This window comes from Halomonas sp. A3H3 (genome assembly GCF_000982975.1).
GTDB classification, from domain to species: domain Bacteria; phylum Pseudomonadota; class Gammaproteobacteria; order Pseudomonadales; family Halomonadaceae; genus Vreelandella; species Vreelandella titanicae.
Genome location: NZ_HG423343.1, coordinates 1,056,183 through 1,077,325, shown reverse-complemented (window position 1 = coordinate 1,077,325; position 21,143 = coordinate 1,056,183). Strand labels below are relative to the sequence as shown.

At 57.7% G+C, this 21,143-nt stretch carries 16 protein-coding genes; 7 read left to right on the top strand and 9 right to left on the bottom strand.

The features are described 5' to 3' along the window. Nucleotides 1–199: 199 nt before the first annotated feature. The 4 genes from HALA3H3_RS04670 to HALA3H3_RS04655 form a co-directional block, all read right to left on the bottom strand. Complete coding sequence (locus tag HALA3H3_RS04670) at nucleotides 200–1,318, bottom strand: extracellular solute-binding protein (protein ID WP_022520161.1); 1,119 nt, start codon at nucleotides 1,316–1,318, stop codon at nucleotides 200–202. Beyond that, nucleotides 1,308–2,957 (bottom strand): chloride channel protein, encoded by a 1,650-nt coding sequence (locus HALA3H3_RS04665; RefSeq protein ID WP_022520160.1) that lies wholly within the window; start codon nucleotides 2,955–2,957, stop codon nucleotides 1,308–1,310. Before HALA3H3_RS04665 ends, HALA3H3_RS04670 begins: the two co-directional genes overlap by 11 nt. A gap of 85 nt (nucleotides 2,958–3,042) precedes the next feature. Beyond that, nucleotides 3,043–5,889 (bottom strand): valine--tRNA ligase, encoded by a 2,847-nt coding sequence (locus HALA3H3_RS04660; protein WP_022520159.1) that lies wholly within the window; start codon nucleotides 5,887–5,889, stop codon nucleotides 3,043–3,045. Between the two features lie 167 nt (nucleotides 5,890–6,056). Continuing rightward, entirely contained in the window at nucleotides 6,057–7,232 is a 1,176-nt protein-coding gene (locus tag HALA3H3_RS04655) for an MFS transporter (RefSeq protein WP_022520158.1), read from the bottom strand. 161 nt (nucleotides 7,233–7,393) lie between these two features. On the opposite strand from HALA3H3_RS04655, the gene HALA3H3_RS04650 reads away from it, so the two are divergent. Continuing rightward, nucleotides 7,394–7,852, top strand: coding sequence for a Spy/CpxP family protein refolding chaperone (locus HALA3H3_RS04650; protein ID WP_022520157.1), 459 nt, complete (start codon nucleotides 7,394–7,396; stop codon nucleotides 7,850–7,852). A 310-nt stretch (nucleotides 7,853–8,162) separates the two neighbouring features. On the opposite strand, the gene HALA3H3_RS04645 is transcribed toward HALA3H3_RS04650, so the two are convergent. From HALA3H3_RS04645 to HALA3H3_RS04630, 4 genes are all read right to left on the bottom strand, one after another. Continuing rightward, the gene (locus tag HALA3H3_RS04645) at nucleotides 8,163–9,602 is read right to left on the bottom strand and encodes a Fic family protein (RefSeq protein ID WP_022520156.1); all 1,440 of its coding nucleotides are present in this window, start codon (nucleotides 9,600–9,602) and stop codon (nucleotides 8,163–8,165) included. Nucleotides 9,603–9,685: 83 nt separating this feature from the next. Then, the gene (locus tag HALA3H3_RS04640) at nucleotides 9,686–10,117 is read right to left on the bottom strand and encodes a DNA polymerase III subunit chi (RefSeq protein ID WP_022520155.1); all 432 of its coding nucleotides are present in this window, start codon (nucleotides 10,115–10,117) and stop codon (nucleotides 9,686–9,688) included. A 100-nt stretch (nucleotides 10,118–10,217) separates the two neighbouring features. Beyond that, nucleotides 10,218–11,315 carry a branched-chain amino acid aminotransferase gene (locus HALA3H3_RS04635; protein WP_022520154.1) on the bottom strand — a complete coding sequence of 366 codons (1,098 nt, stop codon included), beginning with the start codon at nucleotides 11,313–11,315 and terminating at the stop codon, nucleotides 10,218–10,220. A gap of 166 nt (nucleotides 11,316–11,481) precedes the next feature. Beyond that, nucleotides 11,482–13,002, bottom strand: coding sequence for a leucyl aminopeptidase (locus HALA3H3_RS04630; RefSeq protein WP_022520152.1), 1,521 nt, complete (start codon nucleotides 13,000–13,002; stop codon nucleotides 11,482–11,484). A gap of 146 nt (nucleotides 13,003–13,148) precedes the next feature. Between HALA3H3_RS04630 and lptF the strand changes: the two genes are divergently transcribed. From lptF to HALA3H3_RS04600, 6 genes are all read left to right on the top strand, one after another. Next, the gene (gene lptF / locus HALA3H3_RS04625; RefSeq protein ID WP_022520151.1) at nucleotides 13,149–14,228 is read left to right on the top strand and encodes an LPS export ABC transporter permease LptF; all 1,080 of its coding nucleotides are present in this window, start codon (nucleotides 13,149–13,151) and stop codon (nucleotides 14,226–14,228) included. Then, a complete protein-coding gene (gene lptG, locus HALA3H3_RS04620; protein ID WP_053856902.1) occupies nucleotides 14,228–15,292 on the top strand; it encodes an LPS export ABC transporter permease LptG in 1,065 nt (354 codons plus the stop codon). The genes lptF and lptG overlap by 1 nt, the downstream gene beginning before the upstream one ends. Before the next feature lie 65 nt (nucleotides 15,293–15,357). Next, entirely contained in the window at nucleotides 15,358–15,831 is a 474-nt protein-coding gene (locus HALA3H3_RS04615) for an RDD family protein (protein ID WP_022520149.1), read from the top strand. Nucleotides 15,832–15,989: 158 nt separating this feature from the next. Further along, the gene (locus tag HALA3H3_RS04610; RefSeq protein ID WP_008959830.1) at nucleotides 15,990–16,196 is read left to right on the top strand and encodes a (2Fe-2S)-binding protein; all 207 of its coding nucleotides are present in this window, start codon (nucleotides 15,990–15,992) and stop codon (nucleotides 16,194–16,196) included. Between the two features lie 191 nt (nucleotides 16,197–16,387). Further along, nucleotides 16,388–16,870, top strand: a complete 483-nt coding sequence (gene bfr / locus HALA3H3_RS04605) for a bacterioferritin (RefSeq protein ID WP_009288515.1) — start codon at nucleotides 16,388–16,390, stop codon at nucleotides 16,868–16,870. Nucleotides 16,871–17,222: 352 nt separating this feature from the next. Continuing rightward, a complete protein-coding gene (locus HALA3H3_RS04600; RefSeq protein ID WP_022520148.1) occupies nucleotides 17,223–19,394 on the top strand; it encodes an esterase-like activity of phytase family protein in 2,172 nt (723 codons plus the stop codon). Nucleotides 19,395–19,620: 226 nt separating this feature from the next. Here HALA3H3_RS04600 and HALA3H3_RS04595 read toward each other — a convergent pair whose 3' ends face one another. Next, on the bottom strand, nucleotides 19,621–21,090 hold the full coding sequence (locus HALA3H3_RS04595; RefSeq protein ID WP_009288516.1) for a carbon starvation CstA family protein: 1,470 nt from the start codon (nucleotides 21,088–21,090) through the stop codon (nucleotides 19,621–19,623). Between the last annotated feature and the right edge of the window lie 53 nt (nucleotides 21,091–21,143).

Here is a 21,143-nt window from a genome sequence, read left to right as displayed (position 1 = left end):
AATATCGAATTTAATTTAAAAGAGCATTTCTGTTAGCCCAATGCTCTCAGTACAGCCTTTGGTTTCTTGGCAACGCTATGCAGTAATGCCAGCGCTGGGCCATGGGGAGTGCGATCACCTCGTTCCCAATGTCGTAGTACGGTTATCAGCATTGCCACGTTAACTGTAACCGCCCATTTTTTGAAACCGCACTGCGCATTCATTCTTGTGTCGTCAGGGCTTCACGAAATAGGGTCTCGCGAAAGAGGGCCTCAATGCGTTCCTGGGTACGGGCATACCAAGTCTCGTCCTTGGTCACCGCACCCTGGGCGTTGATGGGGTGGGTGGGAATATGCAGGCGCATGTCCAGGCCACTGTCGCGGTGGGTGGTAACCTGCATAGCAGCAGAGCGTCGCGTTGGGCCATAGGGGATATGCCGGGCCAACTCCACTTGGCGCTCGCTGGTGGTGGCGAAGCGGATAAATGTTTGGGCCGCCTCGGGGTTCGGGGCACCGCGGGGGATCGCCCAGGTCTCATGTTCCTGGAGCTGGCCGTCCCAGAGGATCTCGATGGGCAGGTCGCGCTCCACCATGGCGGCGAAGAAGCGGCCATTGTAGCCGGAAGCCATGACCACCTGGCCCTCCTCCAGCAGGCGCACCGGGGTTTCACCGGCCTCCCACCAGTGGAGTTTGTCGATGCCTTGCAGCCGGGCGAAGGCCAGGTCCAGGCCACGGCGGGTACTGAGCAGGCGGTAGAGTTCTTCCCGGGGGACCCGGTAGGAGAGTAGCGCCCACTCCAGATTAGCCGCGGGGGTGCGCTGTAAGGCCCGGGGGCCAGGGAAACGCTGTTGATCGAAGAGATCGGCGATGCGAGTGGGGCGCTCCCCGGGGAAAGCATCACGGCGATAGGCCACGACGGTGGCAAAGATCGAATGGCTGATAAAACAGCGACCCAGGGCGCCAGGAAGGAAATCTTGGGATGCCGGAGTGCCGTCCGGCGCTGGGGCGGCTAGCTCGGGGGGGAGTGGCTCCAGTAGGCCCTCTTCGCAGGCTGCCATGGCCTCGCTGCGGGTCATATCGAGTACGTCCCAGGGGACATCGTTCTCCGCCACGGCCTGGCGCAGTTCCGTCAGGCCGCCGTTATAGCTGTCCACTGCCACCGGTACATCATGGGCCTCGGTGAAGGGTGTGAAGAGGGCACTGCGCTGGGCGTGCTCGTAGGCACCGCCCCAGCTCAATACTGTCAGAGAGTCGGCAGTGTCGGGCACTTTCGCCCTGATGGGGGTTGCCAGGACGAGCAGCCCGGCCAGAAGTCCTGGGATCAATCGTCTAGCCAGCACCGTGTTCCTCCCGTCGTAGGGCGTCGCTGTGATGCAAGAAGGCTCGAGCAATGCTCGACTCATAGGCCACCCCCAAGAAGCGCCGTTCGTCATCCACGACGGCGATGGCCTCGCTGCCTTCGCGGAAGGTCTCCAGGCTCGCCAGGGTCACGCAGCCTTGGTAGCGCCCTCGGCCGTCCACCAGATAAGCTTCGCCATGGCCCGCTTGACTAAGGCGCGAGATGGCCGCTTTCAGTGGGGTCGCGGGGGCCAGGGTGACGGCATCATGACTAATCAACTCGGTCAACCGCGCCTCCTGGAGCACGGCGCGGCTGCGGCCAGCGGAGAGATCCAAACCACGGCGGGCTAATTGAATATCGAATAGCGAGCGGCCGAACAGTTGGGCGGCCAGAGGATTGGCTAGCGTGACGCTGGCCAGGGCGGCGGTGGTCAACGCATAACTGCCGGTAAGTTCGAAGACGATCAGCAGGGTGGTAAGAGGCGCGCCGAGAACCGGTGCGGTGACCGCGACCATGCCGCACACCGCATAGAAGATAAACGTCTCCTGGCCACCGCCCAGCTCCGCTACCAGGGTGCCGGCTAGGGCACCGAAGAGGGTGCCGATCACCAGCGCTGGGCTGAAGACACCACCAGCGAAACCCAGCCCCAGGCACAAAGCGGTCGCGGCCAGCTTTAGTAGCAGTACCATCAGCAGCTCGCCGCCGCTATAGGCCCCGGGCAAGGTGGCGAAGCGCAGGGTTTCTTGGCCCATGCCGAGAATATCGGGTACCCAAAGAGCCGTTAGGCCGAGCAAAGCCCCGGCTAGTGCGGGATGAAGGCTGGTGGGCAGCGGTAGCCGCTTGGCCAGCTGGCCCATGGCAAGAATGGCATGCATATAGCCTCCAGCCACCAAGGCGCCTAGGCCACCCAAGGCTAGGAAAAGGGCGAATTCCCAAGGTTGAGGCACGCCAGGCTCAGTGATATGGAACAGCGTCCCCTGAGCAAGCAACTGAGTGGCCAGCACATAGCCGACGATGGCGGCGGCAGCCACTGGCGCGAAGGCGCGCAGGGCATAGTGGCGTAGCACGACTTCGTGGGCGAAGACAATGCCCGCCAGTGGTGCATTAAAGGCCGCAGCGATGGCTGCCGCTACCCCGCAAGCGATAGTGATATTGTCCTCTGAGCGCCCCAGGCGCAGCAAGCGTGTGATTAGGGAGCCGAGAGTCGCGCCGAGATGTACCAGGGGGCCGTACTGACCCACCGAGGCGCCTGCGCCTAACGACACCAAACCGCTTAACGCTGAGAGAGCACCAGCCTGGGCGGGTAGGCGACCTCGGCGGGTCTGGACGGCAGCGATGGCGTCGGCAGGGGTATGGGAGCGGCCCCCAGGCAGGCCGCGGTGCAGTTGACTAACGAGCAGCCCCCCAAGGGTTGGCACCAGCAGGGTAGCCAGTATCACCAGAGAGGTGTCTGCAGCCATCATCTGGCCTCGGGGGGAGATCAACAGCAGGTCGTTGAGCCATACCACCGCATTGACGAAGCCAACGGCTACAAGAGCCGCCACTCCGCCGACGACACTGCCCAAGAGTACCAAGCCAAGGAAACGCAAGACTGCCAGGGGGTGTCGGGGCGAAACGCTGTCTGTGCTGGGGGAGTCCATTTACCCGTTATAGGCGCTATCCGATCAGCGGGCAAGCGGCGCGCCGGCGCCATGCCGTCAGAGCTGCCTGGCGCCGGGGGAGGACTTACAGCGCTGAGATTTTAGCGCGCTGTTCTTCCAGCAACTGCTTGGTGGCTTGGAATTCGGCCAGCTTGCCGCGCTCTTTATCCACCACCGCTACCGGGGCTTTGGCGATAAAGCCGTCGTTGCTAAGCTTCTTCTCGATGCCGCCGATCAGCTTGTCCTGCTTCTCAATCTCTTTGCTTAAGCGGGCGATTTCGGCGTCTTTGTCGATCAGATCCGCCATCGGTACCAGCACTTCCATATCGCCCACCAATTGCGTGGCTGAGAGCGGGGCATCGTCTGGGTTTTCAAGCCAGGTAACGCTTTCCAGCTTGGCGAGTTTGGAAAGGAAGCGACGGTTGCTCTCCAGGCGCTCGGCGTCTTCGGGCTTGCCTTTGGTGAGCAGCACGTCAAGCGGTTTGCCGGGGGCGATGTTCATTTCGGCGCGGATGTTACGCACGGCGATGATGACGCCTTTCAACCACTCGATATCCAGGCTGGCCTGGTCGTCGATTTTGCTTTCGTCGGCTTCTGGCCAGGCTTGCAGCATGATCGACGCATCGTCACCCATATACACACCTGCCAGCGGCGACACGCGCTGCCAGATCTCTTCGGTAATATAAGGCATCATCGGGTGAGCAAGGCGCAGAATCGCTTCGAGTACGCGTACCAGCGTGCGGCGGGTACCGCGCTTGGCTTCTGCCGTGGCATTTTCATCCCACAAAACAGGCTTGGAAAGCTCCAGGTACCAGTCGCAGTACTCGTTCCAGACGAACTCATACAGCGCCTGGGAGGCGTGGTCGAAACGGTACTCGTCCATCGCCTTGGTGACCTGGGCTTCGGTTTTCTGCAGCTGCGAGATAATCCAGCGGTCGGCCAGTGAAAGCTCAACCTCTTCACCACCAGTGCCGCAATCTTCGCCTTCGGCGTTCATCAGCACGTAGCGCGAGGCGTTCCACAGCTTGTTGCAGAAGTTGCGGTAGCCGTCCAGGCGGCTCATATCAAACTTGATATCACGCCCGGTGGTGGCTTGGGAGAGGAACGTAAAGCGCAGCGCATCGGTGCCGTGGGCTTCAATACCGTCTTTGAACTCGTCCTTGGTCGCTTTGGCAATCGCCTTGGCCTGTTTCGGCTGCATCATATTGCCGGTGCGCTTTTCGAGCAGTTCATCCAGCGTGATGCCGTCGATCAGGTCGATGGGGTCGAGTACGTTGCCCTTGGATTTGGACATCTTCTGCCCTTGGCCGTCGCGCACCAAACCGTGTACGTAAACCGTCTTAAACGGTACCTGCTTGGTGAACTTCAGGGTCATCATGATCATCCGGGCAACCCAGAAGAATATGATGTCAAAGCCGGTCACTAGAACGCTGGAAGGGTGGAAGGTCTCCAGCTCCGGGGTTTGTTCCGGCCAGCCGAGGGTGCCGAACGTCCACAGGCCCGAGCTGAACCAGGTATCGAGTACGTCTTCATCTTGCGTCAAGGTTACGTCGGGGCCGAGCTCATGCTTCTCGCGAGCTTCGGCTTCGCTACGAGCAACGTAGACATTGCCTTCCTCGTCGTACCAGGCCGGGATGCGGTGGCCCCACCACAGCTGGCGGGAGATACACCAATCCTGCAGGTCGCGCATCCAGGCGAAGTACATGTTCTCGTAGTTCTTGGGCACGAACTGGATATCGCCATTTTCCACCGCTTCGATGGCGGGCTTGGCGAGGGACTCCACGGCTACAAACCACTGGTCGGTGAGCAGCGGCTCAATGACATCGCCCGAACGGTCACCATAAGGCAGGGTGTTGTTAACGGCTTCGACTTGCTCTAGCAGGCCCAGGGCGTCCATGTCGGCAACGATCTGCTTGCGCGCTTCAAAGCGGTCGAGACCTGCGTACTTGGCAGGCAGAGTGGCGTCTACATCGGGCTGGGGCTGTCCTTTCAGGTCGAAGATCTCGGCCTGTTCAAGGATCGCCGCGTCTTTGGAGAAGACGTTTATCAGCAGGTGGTTCTGGCGCTTGCCGACTTCGTAGTCGTTGAAGTCGTGGGCGGGGGTGATCTTGACGCAGCCCGAACCTTTCTCCATATCGGCGTGCTCGTCAGCAACCACCGGAATACGGCGACCGACCAGCGGTAGCTCAATGAACTTGCCGACCAGAGAGGCGTAGCGCTCATCGTCTGGATTCACCGCCACACCGGTATCGCCCAGCAGGGTCTCCGGGCGGGTGGTGGCGACTACGAGGTAATCCTTGCCATCGTTGGTTTTGACGCCGTCCGCCAGCGGGTAGCGGAAATGCCAGAAGCTGCCCTGCTGCTCTTTGTTCTCCACTTCCAGGTCAGAAATGGCGGTGTGCAGTGTCGGATCCCAGTTGACCAGGCGCTTGCCACGATAGATCAACTTCTCTTCGTGCAGGCGCACAAACACTTCTTGTACCGCCTTGTAGAAGCCGTCGTCCATGGTGAAGCGTTCGCGAGACCAGTCGACGCTAGCGCCCATGCGGCGCAGCTGGCGGGTAATATGGCCGCCGGACTCGTGTTTCCACTCCCACACTTTGTCGATAAACGCATCGCGACCAAGGTCGTGTCGGGTCTTGCCCTCTTCAGCCGCAATCTTGCGCTCCACCAGCATCTGCGTCGCGATACCGGCGTGGTCGGTGCCTACCTGCCACAGGGTGTTATTGCCCTGCATCCGTTTCCAGCGCGTCAGGGTATCCATAATGGTGTCCTGGAACGCGTGGCCCATGTGCAGGCTGCCGGTCACATTGGGCGGTGGAATCATGATCGAAAAAGGCGTGCCCTGGCCGGAGGGGGCGAAACGGTTGTCGGCTTCCCAGCGCTCGTACCAGCGGGTTTCGATCTGTTCGGGTTGGTAGGTCTTTTCCATGGAGAGTTGGCTCACGGCTGGCGAGAAATGTGCAAAAATGTATAAACGCATAAATGCGCAAATGCATAAATGCATAATTTAATGGGCGTGAGTATACCGCGTAAGGGCAGTGGTCGTCAGGGGCTACTCACGCTCTATTGTGGGTGCACAGTACGTATGTGATGTGTTTATGAGAGCTGTTTATGGGCAGAAAATCCGCGCATGGCGATTAGCCCGAGGATGGGGCCCGGCAATAGCCACCAAATGACAGCCAGCGACTGGCTCAACCACAGCGCTGTGACCAGTGCAATGGAAGGAATGGTCAGCCCAAAGCCGATCGCATTCATCATCGCCAGCGCTGCTCCTAGCCGCTCGGGTGGAGCCGTGGCGCTGGCCAGCGCAGAGAACTGCGCGGAGTCGGCAATAACGCTAACGCCCCATACGCCGAGAAGCACCAGCAGCAGCCAGGGCGAGGCGCTGCCCAACAGGGGATAAACCAAACAGAGCGCACCGGAGGTAGCCAATGCCACGCAGGCCACTCGGGCACTGCCAATCTGTCGGCTCCATTTGCCTGCCAGCACGCAGCCCGGTAAGCCCAACGCGATCACCGCAAAACTTAGCCACGGTTGAGCGCTGTTTGCAGCACCCAAGCGCTCCAGCTCCCGGGCGACCAGAAACGGCACCAGCGCCCAAAGGGCGTAAAGCTCCCAGCAGTGGCCGAAATAACCCAGTGCGGCGGCACGAAAGCGGGGCTGTTTGAAAGCGGCCAGGCCTGCCCAGGGGCGGCCGCTTTTGGCGGTGGCTGGCAGGTGGGGGCCAACGCCCAGCTTGAAAATCATTAGCGCAGCGGCCAGCGCCAGCAGTGACGCCAGCAGCAGCGGCCACTGCCAGGGTAAATGCAGCGTTAAACCGCGCAGCAGGTGCGGCGAGGCAATGCCCAGGGTCAGCATGCCCACCAGCCAACCCAGCGCGGCGCCGGCGTGGCTGGGTGTCCAGCTCACCACCAGCTTCATGCCTAGCGGATAAATCCCCGCCAGGGAAAGCCCGGTCGCAAAGCGCGCAACAGCGGCGAGCGTCACGCTCTCAGCCGCGCCGATAAAGGCGGCGTTGATCAGTGCGCCGAGAACGGCAGAAATCGCAAACAGGTGGCTGGCACGAATTCGGTCGGCAAGACCAGTGGTTGCGATCAGCAGCGTGCCGGTAATAAACCCTGCCTGAACGGCGATGGTGAGCAGACCCAAATCGCTTTCGCTGAGGCCGACGGCCTCCTGAAGCGCCAAGCCAACGCCATTAACGCTAAACCATAGCGAGGTGCCGAACAGCTGGGCGATGACAATCGTAACAAGCGGGTAGCGCGTGAACACGTTTACGTCTCCATGAGGGCAAAGGGCGCGGCCAGAGCCCGCTAATGGTAATCAACAATTTACCGTTACGACGAATTTTTTAAAAACAGCAGTGTCGGATCACAAGACCCGTCAGGATTCGTCGGGCAGGAAGTACAAATTTGTTCGCAATTGGAGTTTTTATGCACGTAGCCAAGCTTTTCCTTCCAGCCGTTGCAGCACTGGCATTCAGTGTTCCCGCCATGGCCCAGCAAATGGCTGGTAGCACTCCCAGTGTCGATGACCAAGTTGATCAACTTGACGAAATGGTCGATCTGAATGATGGGCAGAAGGAAGAACTCAGCAACCTTTTGACCCAGATGCAAGACGACGTTGGTGCCAATGAGCAGGAAGCCCAGCAGTTGCAACAGCAACTCAGTGAGCACGTTCAGACTGATTATGACGAAGCCGCCATTCGGGCAGATGCAGAGCGTCTTGGTGACCTAACGGCCGAGATGACCGCGGATAGCATTATCATACAGTCTCAGATCGAAGGCGTTTTCACTCAGGAGCAGCGCGATCAACTGGATGAGGCCGTGGCTCAACAGCAGCAGCAAATGCAACAACAGATGCAGGAGCAGATGCAGCAACAGGGGGGCTAAGGCAAAGACGCCTGGGACGCACTGACAGCGATTGCCGACTTCCGTTGATGACCCCGCCAAGTGCGGGGTCACGTGTTTGTGGCTGATGATTTTCTCGGGCTTCTTCGAGATGTTGGTATGTTCGAACAGCATTGACTGGATGCGTTGCTGAAGTTGGTTAGCGGCCACCGCTCCAGACGGCACGCTCAGAGCAGAACTCACGCTGCCGAGGGGAGCTCGCCTTCGCTGGCACCTTGACGGATCGAATCAATCAATTCTCAGGGCATTGACCTTGACCAGTCTTCCCTCTTTTCAGGTTGGTTTGCCCATATCAATGTTGTCTTCCTTGAGTGGCTACCCATTTCTGCCCGGCTGCTGTCAGACGGTACTTCTGACGGCTGCTGCGTGGCTTGTCTGGAATTGTCATTTCAATAGCGCCGACCTTTAATGCCGGACGCAGATAGGATTCCCGAAAGTGGTCTTCATGCTTCAACCCAAGCGCTGCTTGTATATCTGAGCGCTTCATTTCGCCTTGCAAGACCGCGAGTAGTCGTGTGACTTCCCCGGTGACTTCCCCGGTGACTTCCCCGGTGACTGGTGGGGTATCATCCGTCCACTCCGCCTCTGGCCGCCAAGCGATTGCACTGAATTGATTGCCTGAAGGGTCATTAAGCAAGTCAATCTTTGGCCATGCCTCAAGCGCTCGTGGAATGCCACTGCCCATACCGCGATAGGGTAAGATATGGCTGGCATGTTCGGTGAGCGTAGGATTACGGCGGATGGTCTTACCCCGGCGAATGTCCTCAGCGCTCAGGCTATCCGGCAGGTGGCCAGGGCTGACAATCTCCACACGATCGGCAAAGACCATCAAGCGGACGGAAGCGCTGGTGAAGTAGTCTCGGTGAATCAAGGCATTGACCAACAACTCTTCCAGCGCCGTTTCGGGAATCTCCAACTCGCCCAGGGTGTTGAAACTACGCCCGTGCTGCACATGGTGCAAATTGCGCTTGATAAAGGCAAAAGCGCCACGGAACTGCTCCAGTAGGGTGCCCTTGATATCTTCGCTATCCAGGTAGCGAGTATCGTGCAGCGCGGTGCCGGGGAAGGCCACTGCCTTCACTTCAAAGGCCGGACGCCAGCGCTGAGGATTGCGACCAAACAGCATCAGCCCCGCCAGATTCAACTCCTGCCCATCGCCCAGGCCCAAGTTCTGCAGCAACTGCTCCCGTGTCAGACCGGAGAACTCGCTGCTCTCACCATAGCGGCGATTGAAGTAGCCAGTAAACGCCTTGTCATCGATATCCTCCACCGAAGTACCCGCTACTGGTACTACATCAGCGTAAACCAGCCCAGAACGCTGGAACATGCGCTGCAGTTCTTCGCGGGAGGTCACATGCCGTTTGTCCGACCCCTGCTTGACCCAAATGCGGCCTTGATTATCAAGATACGGTTTGGCCAGCCCATCGGGCACCTCCATCACTATTACAATGCCCTGATCTGTCTGCACATTCTCGGTCAGCGGATGCACGGGAGGACGTACATGCTGGGAGGCAGCGTTGCCAAGTAGCTGGTTCAACCGCCGTACCGCCGCGCCATCCAGCCCTGCAATTGAGCCGTCATCATTGACGCCCAGCAACAACCACCCGCCGCCACTGTTGGCAAAGGCGGCCATCTCAGCGGCAAGGCCATCCGCGTTGGTGGCATCGCGTTTGAACTGGTGGCGGCTGTCTTCGCCGCGTGCGACCATATCAAGAAGTTCACTTATCGTCATGGCTTACTTCGCTTCAGCTCGCGATGGAGAAAGGCGTCAATTTCAGCGTCTGGTCAAGCCTCTTCGCGCTGGATGCATTGTGCCTACCCCAATTTATGCGGCACGACCTCATGGCCCATCTCTTTATAGCGCTGCCAGCAGGCGCGTTTGGCGACCAGCACCTGTTGGTGCTGATTAATAATCTCGGCAATTCGCGCGTAGCGCTCTACGCCTTCGGGTATTTCCGGGTGTAGATTAAGCAGCGCGGTTTCTTCCGTGGGCACCGGCAACTGCTGCCAACCTAGCGTAATCGGCACGCTGGCAGCCATCTCGCTATCTTCTAGAGCATGGGGTAAATAGGCGTCCGGGCGGAAATTCCATAGCGCGTTATCGGCCTGCTCGGCGAGGGCTTTGTCTTCACAGTGGAGATGCAGGCGGTAGCCTTTGCGCCAGATGGTCTCGGCCAGTTTGCAGGCGAACTGCAAGCGCGCCTCCAAGGTGGTATCGGGCAGAATGTAGAAATCAATGCGCGCCATAGCGGTTCCAGGTAAAACGATTTCAGATACGTCGATTGCAAACAGCACCGCCGCAAGAATGCGGCGGTGCTGAAAGGATAAGCGCTGGTTTTAAAACCGCTTAAACCAGCTGGGTTAGCCAGCCGTACTTATCTTCGCTGCGGCCATACTGCAGGTCGAGCAGCTTGGTACGAATGCGCATGGCAATCTCATTATTGCCACCGGCAGCTAGCTTGATACGCTCGTTCTCGGTGACCAGCTCGCCCACCGGGGTGATGACCGCGGCGGTACCGCAGGCAAATACCTCGGTGATCTCGCCAGACGCCGCGCCTTCACGCCACTCGTCAATGCTGATAGCGCGCTCTTCCGGCGTTAGGCCTTCATCTTTGGCCAGCGTGAGCACCGAGTTGCGCGTGACGCCTTCCAAAATGGTGTCGGTCAGGCGCGGCGTCACCAAACGGCCATCTTTGAAGACAAAGAACAGGTTCATGCCGCCCAACTCTTCCACCCACTTGTTTTCAGCAGCATCAAGAAATGCGACCTGGCCACACTGGTGGGCTTCGGCCTCTTTCTGCGCGGCTAATGAGGCGGCGTAGTTACCGCCGCACTTGGCAAAGCCAGTACCGCCTGCGGCAGCGCGCTTGTAGTTCGAGGAGAGCCAGATCGACACCGGCGCAACGCCGCCTTTAAAGTACGCCGCCGCGGGGGAGGCGATGACGTAGTAGTCGACCTCGTGGGCGGGGCGTACGCCCAAGAAGGCTTCCGAGGCGATCATAAACGGACGCAGGTAGAGGCTGCACTCGTCAGATGCGCTGGCAGGCGTGGGCACCCAGGCGTGATCTTGCGCTAATAGCGCTTTCAGCGAGCCGATAAAGTCTTCATCGGACAGCTCCGGCAGCGCTAAACGACGGGCACTGCGGCGGAAGCGCTCGGCGTTTTTCTCTGGGCGGAATGTCCAGATAGAGCCGTCGGCGTGGCGATAAGCTTTGATGCCCTCAAAAATCTCCTGACCGTAATGCAGTACAGAAGCAGCCGGGTCGAGGGTTAGCGGGCCGTAAGGGCGCACTTGGTGGCCGTGCCAGTCGGCGTCGACGGTCCAGCGCACATGGGCCATGTGATCGGTAAAGTGTTTGCCAAAGCCGGGGTTTTTGAGAATGCTGTCACGGATCTCATCGGCTATCGGCTGGTTGGATGGCAAAATCTCAAAGTTAGTGGGCACGGCATGTTCTCTCTACTTGATCCAAGCCCTGAAGGGCAAATATAGGCGTCGTAATATAAGCGTTAAAGTGGGCGTAGCGTGTGCCTTGAGATAAGGCACACGCTAATGGGTTTAGGTGTAACGGTTGCGTCAAATAAAGGCAACCGTTGATTGCCTGATTGTGTTGTTAGACGTCGCTATTTTCTACTTGGGCGTCTGCTTCACGGTCAAGCAGGTACTGAGTTAACAGCCCAACGGGCCGACCGGTGGCGCCTTTCTGCTTGCCAGAGTGCCAGGCGGTGCCGGCGATATCCAGGTGCGCCCAGGGGAAGTGGTCGGCAAAGCGTGACAAGAAGCACGCAGCGGTAATCGTGCCCGCGGGGCGGCCACCAATATTGGCCAGGTCGGCAAAGTTGGACTCGAGCTGCTCTTGATACTCATCCCACAGCGGCAAGTGCCAGGCGCGATCCCAGGCGGCTTCGCCCGCATCCAGCAGATCCAGTGCCAAGTCATCGTCGTTGGAGAGCAGGCCGGTGGCGTGGTGGCCCAGGCCAATAATCACGGCGCCGGTGAGAGTGGCGATATCCACTACACTGGCGGGAGTAAAGCGCTCGGCGTAGGTGAGTGCATCGCACAGCACCAGGCGGCCTTCCGCGTCGGTGTTAAGCACTTCGACGGTCAAACCTTTGAGGGTTTTGATGATGTCGCCGGGCTTGGTGGCATTGCCATCTGGCATGTTTTCCGCGGCGGCAACAATAAATACCAGGTTGAGCTTGGGTTTAATCGCCAATACCGCTTTGACGGTGCCGAACACGCAGGCGGCGCCGCACATATCGAACTTCATTTCGTCCATGCTTTCGCCGGGCTTGAGCGAAATACCGCCGGTATCAAAAGTAATGCCTTTGCCTACCAATACATGGGGTGCTTCTTCGCTTTCTTCGGCGCCCTGGTACTTCATAACGATCAGGCGTGTCGGCTCTTTGCTGCCGCGGCCTACGGATAGTAGCGAGCCTGCACCCAGGGCTTCCAGCGCTTCTTCATCGAGAATATCGACCTCGAGCGCGCCTTGTGAGTCGCGACCCAACTGCTCTGCCTGCTCGGCTAAATAGCTGGGCGTACAGGCGTTGCCGGGCAGGTTGCCCAGCGTGCGGGTGTAGTTGATGCCTTGGCCAATAGCGTTGCCCACTAACGCACCCTGCTTAACCTGCGGGACAGAGTCGGCATCGGTGATAATTAACGTCAGCTTGGCAAGGCTGGGGGCTGGCGCGGGCGAGGATTTGAACTGATCAAAGCGATAGATAGCCCGCTCCGCAGCTTCCATTACCTTGCGCGCTTTCCAGGCCGCATCGCGGTCAGTCAACGGAACATCGCCAAATACTACGCTGGCTTCGTCGATAGGCAGTTTCACTAGCGCTGTCATGGCCGCATCCAGCGCCTTGATGAAGGCCGCTTCCTGGCATTTTTCGCGCTCTCCCAAGCCCACCAGCAAAATGCGTTCGGCCCCCAGGCCTGGCGCAAAGGGTACCAGTTGCACGTTGCCCAGTGCTGCGTCAAAGTCGCCGCGTTCGAGCAATTGGCCAATCAGGCGCTCGCTGGCGTCGTCCAGTTTGGCAACGGTGGGCAGGAAGTCACCACCTTTATAAACCGGCACCAAAAGGCAGGGTGTTTCAGCTTTGGCTGGGTTCGCGGTCTGAACGGAAAATTCCATGACGTCTCCAACAAGACAAGCATCGAGGGATTCGGGATAATGCCCCGTTGCTTTTGATTTTGAAAAGGGACTGAAAATAGTTTGATTAGTGTACCCAAGCCATACGCTTATTGCATGGCATCCTGCACGACTAGCCGGAGAGCGCGTTGATTTTATTTCGATATCTAACTCGCGAAGTGTTACTCACCATGTCGGCAGTCGCTGGCATTCTACTGCTGGTGATTATGGGCAGCCGCTTTATCCGCTATTTTTCGGACGCGGCGGAGGGCGATATTCCCGTCACCATGCTAGGTAGCCTGATGATGTTTCACCTGCCTGGCTTTATGGAACTGATTCTACCGCTGTCGTTTTTTCTAGGCATCCTGCTCGCCTACGGGCAGCTCTATATGAACAGCGAAATCACCGTGATGGTCGCCTGTGGGATGAGTCCCACGCGATTGTTGAAAGTGACTTTGCTGCCCGCCAGCGTCGTCGCGGTACTGGTCGGTGTCTGCAGCCTGTGGCTAACGCCTTTTGGGGCGCTGCAAACCGAGACCGTGCTGGAAGAACAGCGCAGTCGCCTGGATGTTTCCGTGTTGGCGCCGGGGCGCTTTCAAGAGTTCGGCGGTGGCCGTACCGCTTACATCGGCAGCTTCTCAAGCGACGGAACGGAAATGCAGGATGTGCTGGTGCACGAGCAGAACCAACAAGGCGACGAAGGTACTCACGACTACGTTACCCGGGCGGCATCGGGCTATCAGGAAACCCGCCTCGAAACGGGTAGCCGTTTTCTGGTGTTGGATGACGGTGAGCGCTACGGGGTGACGCCGGGCGATAAGAGCGCCGAGCGGCTAACGTTTGAGCGTTATACATTGCGACTAGGGCTGAATCGCGACCGGCAGGAACTGGATTCACTGGAGTACGCCACTACGCCTGCGCTATGGAGTAATCCAAGCCCCCGTGCCCAAGCCCAGTGGCAGTGGCGGGCAGGGCTCCCGCTTATGGTGTTTGTGCTGGCCTTGATGGCGCAGCCGCTTTCCCGGGTTAATCCCCGCCAGGGGCGCTTTGGCAAACTGCTGCCCGCGGTATTTTTATACGTCGCCTATCTTAGTCTGCTGCTCGCGGTTGTCGATGCGATTGGCAGTGGCACTTGGTCCACCACGCTGGGCGTGTGGCCAGTCCATGGGCTGTTTTTAGGGCTGGGCCTATTATTGCTATGGCGCTCGCAACGCAAGGGGATGCGATAATGGTGCTTGACCGTCTTGATCGTTATATCGCCCGCAACGTGCTGGCGGCCATTATCGTCGTTCAGTTCGTGCTGCTGGGGTTGGATATTACCATCGCTTATATCGATGATTTAGGCGATGTGCAGGCGGGCTATACCGCCTTCGATGCGCTGCTTTACCTGCTAATGCGCACGCCTTGGCGATTCTATCAGTACGCCCCGGTAGCCGTATTAATTGGCGCGCTGATTGGCTTAGGCAGCATGGCTTCCAGCAATGAGCTTACCGTTATGCGCGCCGCTGGGCGTTCTCTGGCGCGCATTGTATGGGGGGTGATGAAACCCGTGCTGGTGGTCGTGGTCGTGGTGCTGTTAGTTGCCGAATACGTTAGCCCACGCACCGAGCAGTATGCCGAGGCGTGGCGGCTGGAAAAACTCCAGGGTGAAGGCGCTGTGTTGACCAGTCGCAGCGGCTGGCAGATAGAGGGTGACAGCGTCTACCGTTTTGGGGCAATTCGCGCGGATAACGTCGTGCTCGATTTAACCCGCTATCGCTTTGATGACCGCCAACTGGTCGAAGCCACTTACGCTCAGCGCGCACACTGGGAAAACGATGCCTGGCGTTTGGAAAACGTCGCTACCACGCGTATTTTTGACGATCACACCGAGTCTGAGCAGATGGCAAGCATGGGTTGGGACACCTCTTTCACCCCCACCCAGCTAGAGAGGCTGCTGCGCGATATTGAGAGTCAGGCGCCCAGCGAGCTTTGGGCCTATGCCCAGTTCCTTGAAGAGCAGAACCTGCAGAATGATCAGGCACTGCTGTATTTTTGGCAGAAGATGCTGATGCCGCTCACCATGGGGTCGCTGGTGCTGATTGCCGCCTCCTTTGTATTTGGCCCGCTGCGCACCGTGGCCGCTGGTACTCGGGTGTTTTATGGCGTTGTCACTGGGCTGAGCTTTAAGTACGTTCAGGATCTACTGGCGCCCGCCTCGACGATATTTGGCTTTTCACCCGTCTGGGCCGTACTGGTGCCGACTCTGGCCTGCGCTGGGGTCGGGATCTACTTTCTACGTCGCAATGGTTAATGCCGCAATAGTAGCCATCACAGCCTCGTATCGTCCAGAAACAGCCAGCAACCACGAAGAGAACTATGCAAACACGACGCTTTACTCAGTTGGACAGCGTATGGCCAGCCGGTCTTGGCCGACGACTGGGCGCCATGCTGTATGACGGCTTTTTGGTCACCGCGATTTGGATTGCGGTGACCGTCGTGCATATGCTGTTTTTCCGCTATGTGCTGGGTCAACAGCCCGAAGAGATTGGCACTACGGCCAGCGATGTTTTGAGTTTGCAGCTCTTGCTGGTGTTTTTTGTCACGCTGTTTTTTGTTTTCTCCTGGTCGCGCGGTGGTATGACCTTGGGTATGCAGGCATGGCGATTACGGGTGCAAACGGTAGACGGGTATTCACTGAACTTGAAGCAATGCCTCATCCGCTGCGCGGTGGCGTGGCTCTCGCTGCTGGCGTTTGGTTTGGGCTACTTATGGGTGCTGTTCGATAAACAGCGGCGTAGCTGGCCGGATATTGCTTCCAACACGCAAACGGTGGTTTTGCCGAAAAAATAATTTCAGCTGGTATGGGGCAAAAAGTGCTTTTACGCCAGTACGTTATTTTGCTGCTCTTGCTTATTAAGACGAATGGATAGCAAAAAGCAGTCATTTCTACTTGATAAGATGTATGCGAATCATTTACATTCATCTCATGATTTTTATGAGGTGTCGCCATGTACGTTTGCGTGTGCAAGGGAGTAACCGATCATCAGATTCGCCAGCACGTTAGCGACGGAGCGCGCAGCTGGCGAGAAGTACGCGAGGCAACCGGCTGCGCAACGCAGTGCGGTAAGTGCGCGTGCTACGCTAAATCAATTACCCGCGATGCCGTTCAGGAAGCACGTCAAGAAGCCGATATGGGCCTTGCCTACGCCGTGTGACGCGAATCACTATTGTTAGGGTTATCTTTAGCAAATAACTGATTTGCTTGAACTTTTAATCATCTTATCTATACTCTCAGAAACGCTGGGGGTATAGCTATTTGCGCCTATACTCTTCTCCAAACGTAACTGCTTGATCGTATTGTCTAAACTAGATTAAACATCAGCATTACAGTAGAAAAGGTGACGTCATGAAAGGTGATACGAAAGTTATTGAGCATCTCAATAAGGCGCTCGGCAACGAACTGGTTGCGATCAATCAGTACTTTTTGCACGCCAAGATGTACAAAGACTGGGGCCTAAAAGCACTCGCCAAGTGGGAATACGATGAGTCCATCGAAGAGATGCAGCACGCTGACAAGATCATCGAGCGTATCCTATTCCTGGAAGGTATTCCCAACCTGCAAGACCTGGGCAAGCTGCACATTGGCGAAAACGTCAAAGAAATGCTCGAAAGCGATCTAAAAATTGAGCACGATGGCCGCAACGACTACATCGAAGCCATCACCTATTGTGAAAGCGTTAAAGATTACGTTACCCGCGACATGCTCCGCGATCTGCTCGCCGACGAAGAAGACCATATCGATCACATCGAAACGGAACTTGGTTTGATCGACAAGGTGGGTATTCAGAATTACATGCAACGCCAAATGCAGATGGCAGGCGACGAGTAAAACGCTATCGCGCGTATGTCGCGTATGTATAGAAGTAAGCTAGCAACCAAAACTAGCTAAAAAGCAGCCAGTCAGGGCTAACTGACTGGCTGCTTTCGTTCTAAGGTCTCCTTTAACCTATCGATTTTCCTGCTTCCCTTTTCCCCTATGCGTTCCTTCACTACTTACCCATCTAACATTTTTGCGGCAACTTGGATTTCGCGCTGAGGTGTGCCGATAGCCAACGGCGCTAACTTAGCCAGTGAGTGTCATAAGCCTGACATCGTTATGATGTTGGATGGTTAATCGGACATAGCAAGTTTAATAACTTAATCAGTCGTTTCTTAAGCTTAGGCAAGGGATTAACTCCATCATGATACTCAAACGCAGACCAACCCTGTTGGCGCTGGCTGCTGTGCTGGCCGCCACGCAAGCGGCAGGCGCGGCAGATCAACATTTCAACCGCATCGCCAGTTTCGCGGTTCCCGATAACATGGCCGAGGGCGAGGATCGTACACGCGAGACCGCGCCTGAAATCATTGCTGCTTCCGGTGATGGCATGACGCTGGTGTATACCGATAGCCCGCTGGGCGTGATTGGGCGCATCGATATCAGCGACCCGGCTAATCCGCAACCGCTGGGTAATATCGTTATGGACGGCGAGCCTACGGCCGTATCGGTGCTCGGCAATATGGCCTATGTCGGAGTGAATACATCGGTTTCCTACAGCGAACCTTCCGGGGAGCTGCGCACGGTCGATTTAGCCAGTGGCGAGATACTCGCCTCCTGCCCGCTGGACGGACAGCCCGATAGTGTAGCTTCCGCTGCGGCCCCCGATGGGCGCTTTGTCGCTGTCGCCATTGAGAACGAACGCGACGAAGAGGCGGGCGATGGACGTGTACCGCAGATGCCCGGCGGTTCCGTGGCACTGGTGAAGATCAATGCGGAAGGGCTGGTTAACTGTGACAGCCTGCTCTACGCCGACGTAACCGGGCTCGCCGAGATCGCCCCCGAGGATCCCGAGCCGGAGTTTGTCGATATCAACACCCTGGGTGAGACCGTCGTGACCGTGCAGGAGAACAACCACCTGGTGGTGCTCGACTACGCCGGTAAGGTGGTGGCGGATTTCAGCGCCGGGACTGTCGACCTGGACGGCATTGACGCCAGCGATGACGGTGCACTGATCTTCAACGAGCAGCAAGCCGAGCGTCTGCGCGAGCCGGATGCGCTGCAGTGGATCGACAACGACCACTTCGCTATTGCCAACGAAGGCGATATGGATGGCGGCGCGCGCGGCTGGACGATCTTCAACAAGCGTGGCGAGGTGGTATACGAGTCAGGTACTTCATTCGAGCGCGCGGTGATTGAAGCGGGTCACTACCCCGATAAGCGTTCGGATGCCAAAGGCAGCGAGCCGGAGGGGATGGAGTTTGCGGTGTTCGAAGGTACGCCCTATGTCTTCCTGCTTTCCGAGCGCGGCTCGCTGGTGGGCGTTTATGACGTTAGCAACCTGGCCGAACCGCAGCTCACCCAGCTACTGCCCTCGGGCCTGTCTCCCGAAGGCGCCGTGGCGATTCCCAGCCGTGGCCTGTTAGCCACCGCCAATGAAGGGGATCTGGGCGAAGACGGCGGCCCCCGCGCCCATGTCATGATTTATCAATACCAGGATGCGCCAGCGGTCTATCCCACCCTGACCTCGGCGGGCGCTGATGAACTGATCGGCTGGGGCGCACTTTCCGGTTTGGTCGCCGCTGATGACATGCTCTACGCGGTCAACGACAGCTTCTACAGCGCCCAGCCGCGCATCTTTACCATCGACCCCTCAGCCTCCCCGGCGCGGATTACGGCAGCACTGGACGTGACCCGCAACGGTGAGCCTGCGCTAGGGCTGGATATGGAAGGCATTACCACCGATGGTGAAGGTGGCTTCTGGGTCGCTTCCGAAGGTAACGACAAAGGCCTTGCCAACACCCTTTATCATGTGGGTTCCGACGGCGAGATTATCCAAGGAATTGCACTGCCCGAGGCGCTCGCTCAACAGGCATTGAAGTGGGGATTAGAAGGCGTCACGCGCATTGATGATCAACTGTGGCTGGCGGTGCAGCGCCCTTGGCAGGATGACCCCGAGGGCATGGTCAAGCTGCTGCGTTTTGATATCGACAGTGGCGAGTGGGCCGCTGTTCATTACCCGCTGGATAACGTGGAACAGGGTTGGATTGGCCTCTCCGAAATCACTGCCCATGGCGATTGGCTGTATCTGATCGAGCGCGACAACCAGATCGGCGCCGAGGCTAAGGTTAAGCAAGTGACCCGCGTTGCCCTCGACGGCCTGCAACCCACCCCGCTGGGCGGTGAACTGCCGGTGGTCGAGAAACAGCTAGTGCGCGACCTGATTCCCGACCTAGCCAGCTACAACGGCTTTGTGGTGGACAAGATTGAAGGAATGGCGGTCAACGATAATGGCAACGCCTGGCTGGTCAGCGACAACGACGGTGTGGACGATAGTTCCGGCGAGACCTACTTCTGGTCGATACCGCTAGAGTAGTCCCTGCCTGTATTCGTCTATACCGCAGCAGCATGGAAGCGATAAACATGAGGAGTAGGGGAGAAAAGGTAGGATAAAAGAGATAGGAGAAAAAGCGAGGGCACGCATCAAACACGGTTATGTGGCTGATGTGTGCCCTTTTTTGTGGCGTGACTCTTGTGTGGAGAGTGTCTTGTGAAGAGCGTCCTGTGAAGAAAGTGTGGCGGTAACGTTATGGAGCGCCTAACTATTTAGCGGCAATCGCCTCACCGCTGTCCACAAACTGGCTTGGTACCGCCGGCTCATCAACAGCAAAAGTTGCCCGGCTTAGGCGACGGACACGCTTCATAAACAGCGCAATGCAAAGGAGTGTGCCTAACGCGGCCACCACATAGCTTAGCTGCAGCGGTAGACCAAAACCGATCGGCGCGTAGGCTAAGTAGGTAAACGTGGCCATGGTCATAAAGGTGGCTGGGATCGAGGTAATCCAGTGAGGCTTACGCGACAGCACCAGGTACATGGTGCCTACCCACAGCGCGATCACGGCGGTGGTTTGGTTCGCCCAGGAGAAGTAGCGCCACAGCAGTGTGAAGTCCATGTGCGTTAACGCGTAAGACACCACAAACAGCGGTAGAGCGACCATGACGCGCTTCATAATCGGCTTTTGATCGATCTTAATGTAGTCGGCGATGATCATCCGCGCGCTGCGGAAAGCGGTATCGCCCGAGGTGATCGGCAGCACAATAACGCCGAGTACCGCCAGGGTGCCGCCTATAGCGCCGAGCATGGTGGTAGAAACTTCGCTGACCACCGCAGCAGGGCCACCGGCCGCCAGCACATCGGAAAGCGACTGGTCGCCATAGAACAGGCTCATGGCGGCGGCCGCCCAGATCATCGCGATAATGCCTTCGGTGATCATCATGCCGTAGAAAATTTTGCGACCATTGGTTTCGTTTTGGGTGGTGCGCGAAATAATCGGCGTTTGGGTGGCATGAAAACCTGAAAGCGCGCCGCAGGAGATGGTTAAAAACAGCAGCGGGAAAATCGGTGCGGCGTCAGGGTGCATGTTCTGGAACGAGAGCTCAGGAATCGGAGCGCCCGTGATGATCAAGCCGATACCGATACCCGCCGCGCTGAACAGCAGCAGGGCGCCAAAATAGGGGTAGATACGGCCAATGACCTTATCAATCGGCAGCAGGGTGGCAATCAAGTAATAAATAAAGATAGCGACGATGATCAGCGTTAACGACAGCGAGGTCATATTGGCCAGCAGCGCCGCAGGCGAGGTGACGAATACCGTACCGACTAAAAGCAGCAGCAGAATCGCGAAACCATTGACCACATGCTTCATCGCTTTACCCAGGAACTTGCCGGCCAGTTGCGGCAGGTGAGCGCCGTGGTTGCGGATCGAGATCATGCCGGTCAGGTAATCGTGAACAGCACCGGCAAAGATACAGCCAATCACAATCCACACAAACGCCACTGGCCCATACAGAGCGCCGAGAATCGGGCCAAAAATAGGGCCGACACCGGCAATGTTTAATAACTGAATGAGTGAATTGCGCGTAGTGTTCATCGGCACATAGTCGATGTTGTCGCGCATGCTGAAAGCGGGCGTTTGACGCTTGCGGTCAGTGACAAACACACGCTCAACGAATTTCCCATAGGTAAAGTAGCCCGCTATCAGCAGCAGGATCGATACGATAAAGGTGATCATCTAAGGTACCTAGAGCAGTGAGGGGGATGGGCGAGCATGTCGGTGAGCATGCA

What these genes read in the sequence shown, in the direction of transcription:
- HALA3H3_RS04665 (WP_022520160.1), bottom strand. Translation starts at nt 2,957, where the DNA reads ATGGACTCCCCCAGCACAGACAGCGTTTCGCCCCGACACCCCCTGGCA.
- HALA3H3_RS04660 (WP_022520159.1), bottom strand. Translation starts at nt 5,889, where the DNA reads ATGGAAAAGACCTACCAACCCGAACAGATCGAAACCCGCTGGTACGAG.
- HALA3H3_RS04650 (WP_022520157.1), top strand. Translation starts at nt 7,394, where the DNA reads ATGCACGTAGCCAAGCTTTTCCTTCCAGCCGTTGCAGCACTGGCATTC.
- HALA3H3_RS04645 (WP_022520156.1), bottom strand. Translation starts at nt 9,602, where the DNA reads ATGACGATAAGTGAACTTCTTGATATGGTCGCACGCGGCGAAGACAGC.
- HALA3H3_RS04640 (WP_022520155.1), bottom strand. Translation starts at nt 10,117, where the DNA reads ATGGCGCGCATTGATTTCTACATTCTGCCCGATACCACCTTGGAGGCG.
- HALA3H3_RS04630 (WP_022520152.1), bottom strand. Translation starts at nt 13,002, where the DNA reads ATGGAATTTTCCGTTCAGACCGCGAACCCAGCCAAAGCTGAAACACCC.
- lptG (WP_053856902.1), top strand. Translation starts at nt 14,228, where the DNA reads ATGGTGCTTGACCGTCTTGATCGTTATATCGCCCGCAACGTGCTGGCG.
- HALA3H3_RS04615 (WP_022520149.1), top strand. Translation starts at nt 15,358, where the DNA reads ATGCAAACACGACGCTTTACTCAGTTGGACAGCGTATGGCCAGCCGGT.
- HALA3H3_RS04610 (WP_008959830.1), top strand. Translation starts at nt 15,990, where the DNA reads ATGTACGTTTGCGTGTGCAAGGGAGTAACCGATCATCAGATTCGCCAG.
- bfr (WP_009288515.1), top strand. Translation starts at nt 16,388, where the DNA reads ATGAAAGGTGATACGAAAGTTATTGAGCATCTCAATAAGGCGCTCGGC.
- HALA3H3_RS04600 (WP_022520148.1), top strand. Translation starts at nt 17,223, where the DNA reads ATGATACTCAAACGCAGACCAACCCTGTTGGCGCTGGCTGCTGTGCTG.
- HALA3H3_RS04595 (WP_009288516.1), bottom strand. Translation starts at nt 21,090, where the DNA reads ATGATCACCTTTATCGTATCGATCCTGCTGCTGATAGCGGGCTACTTT.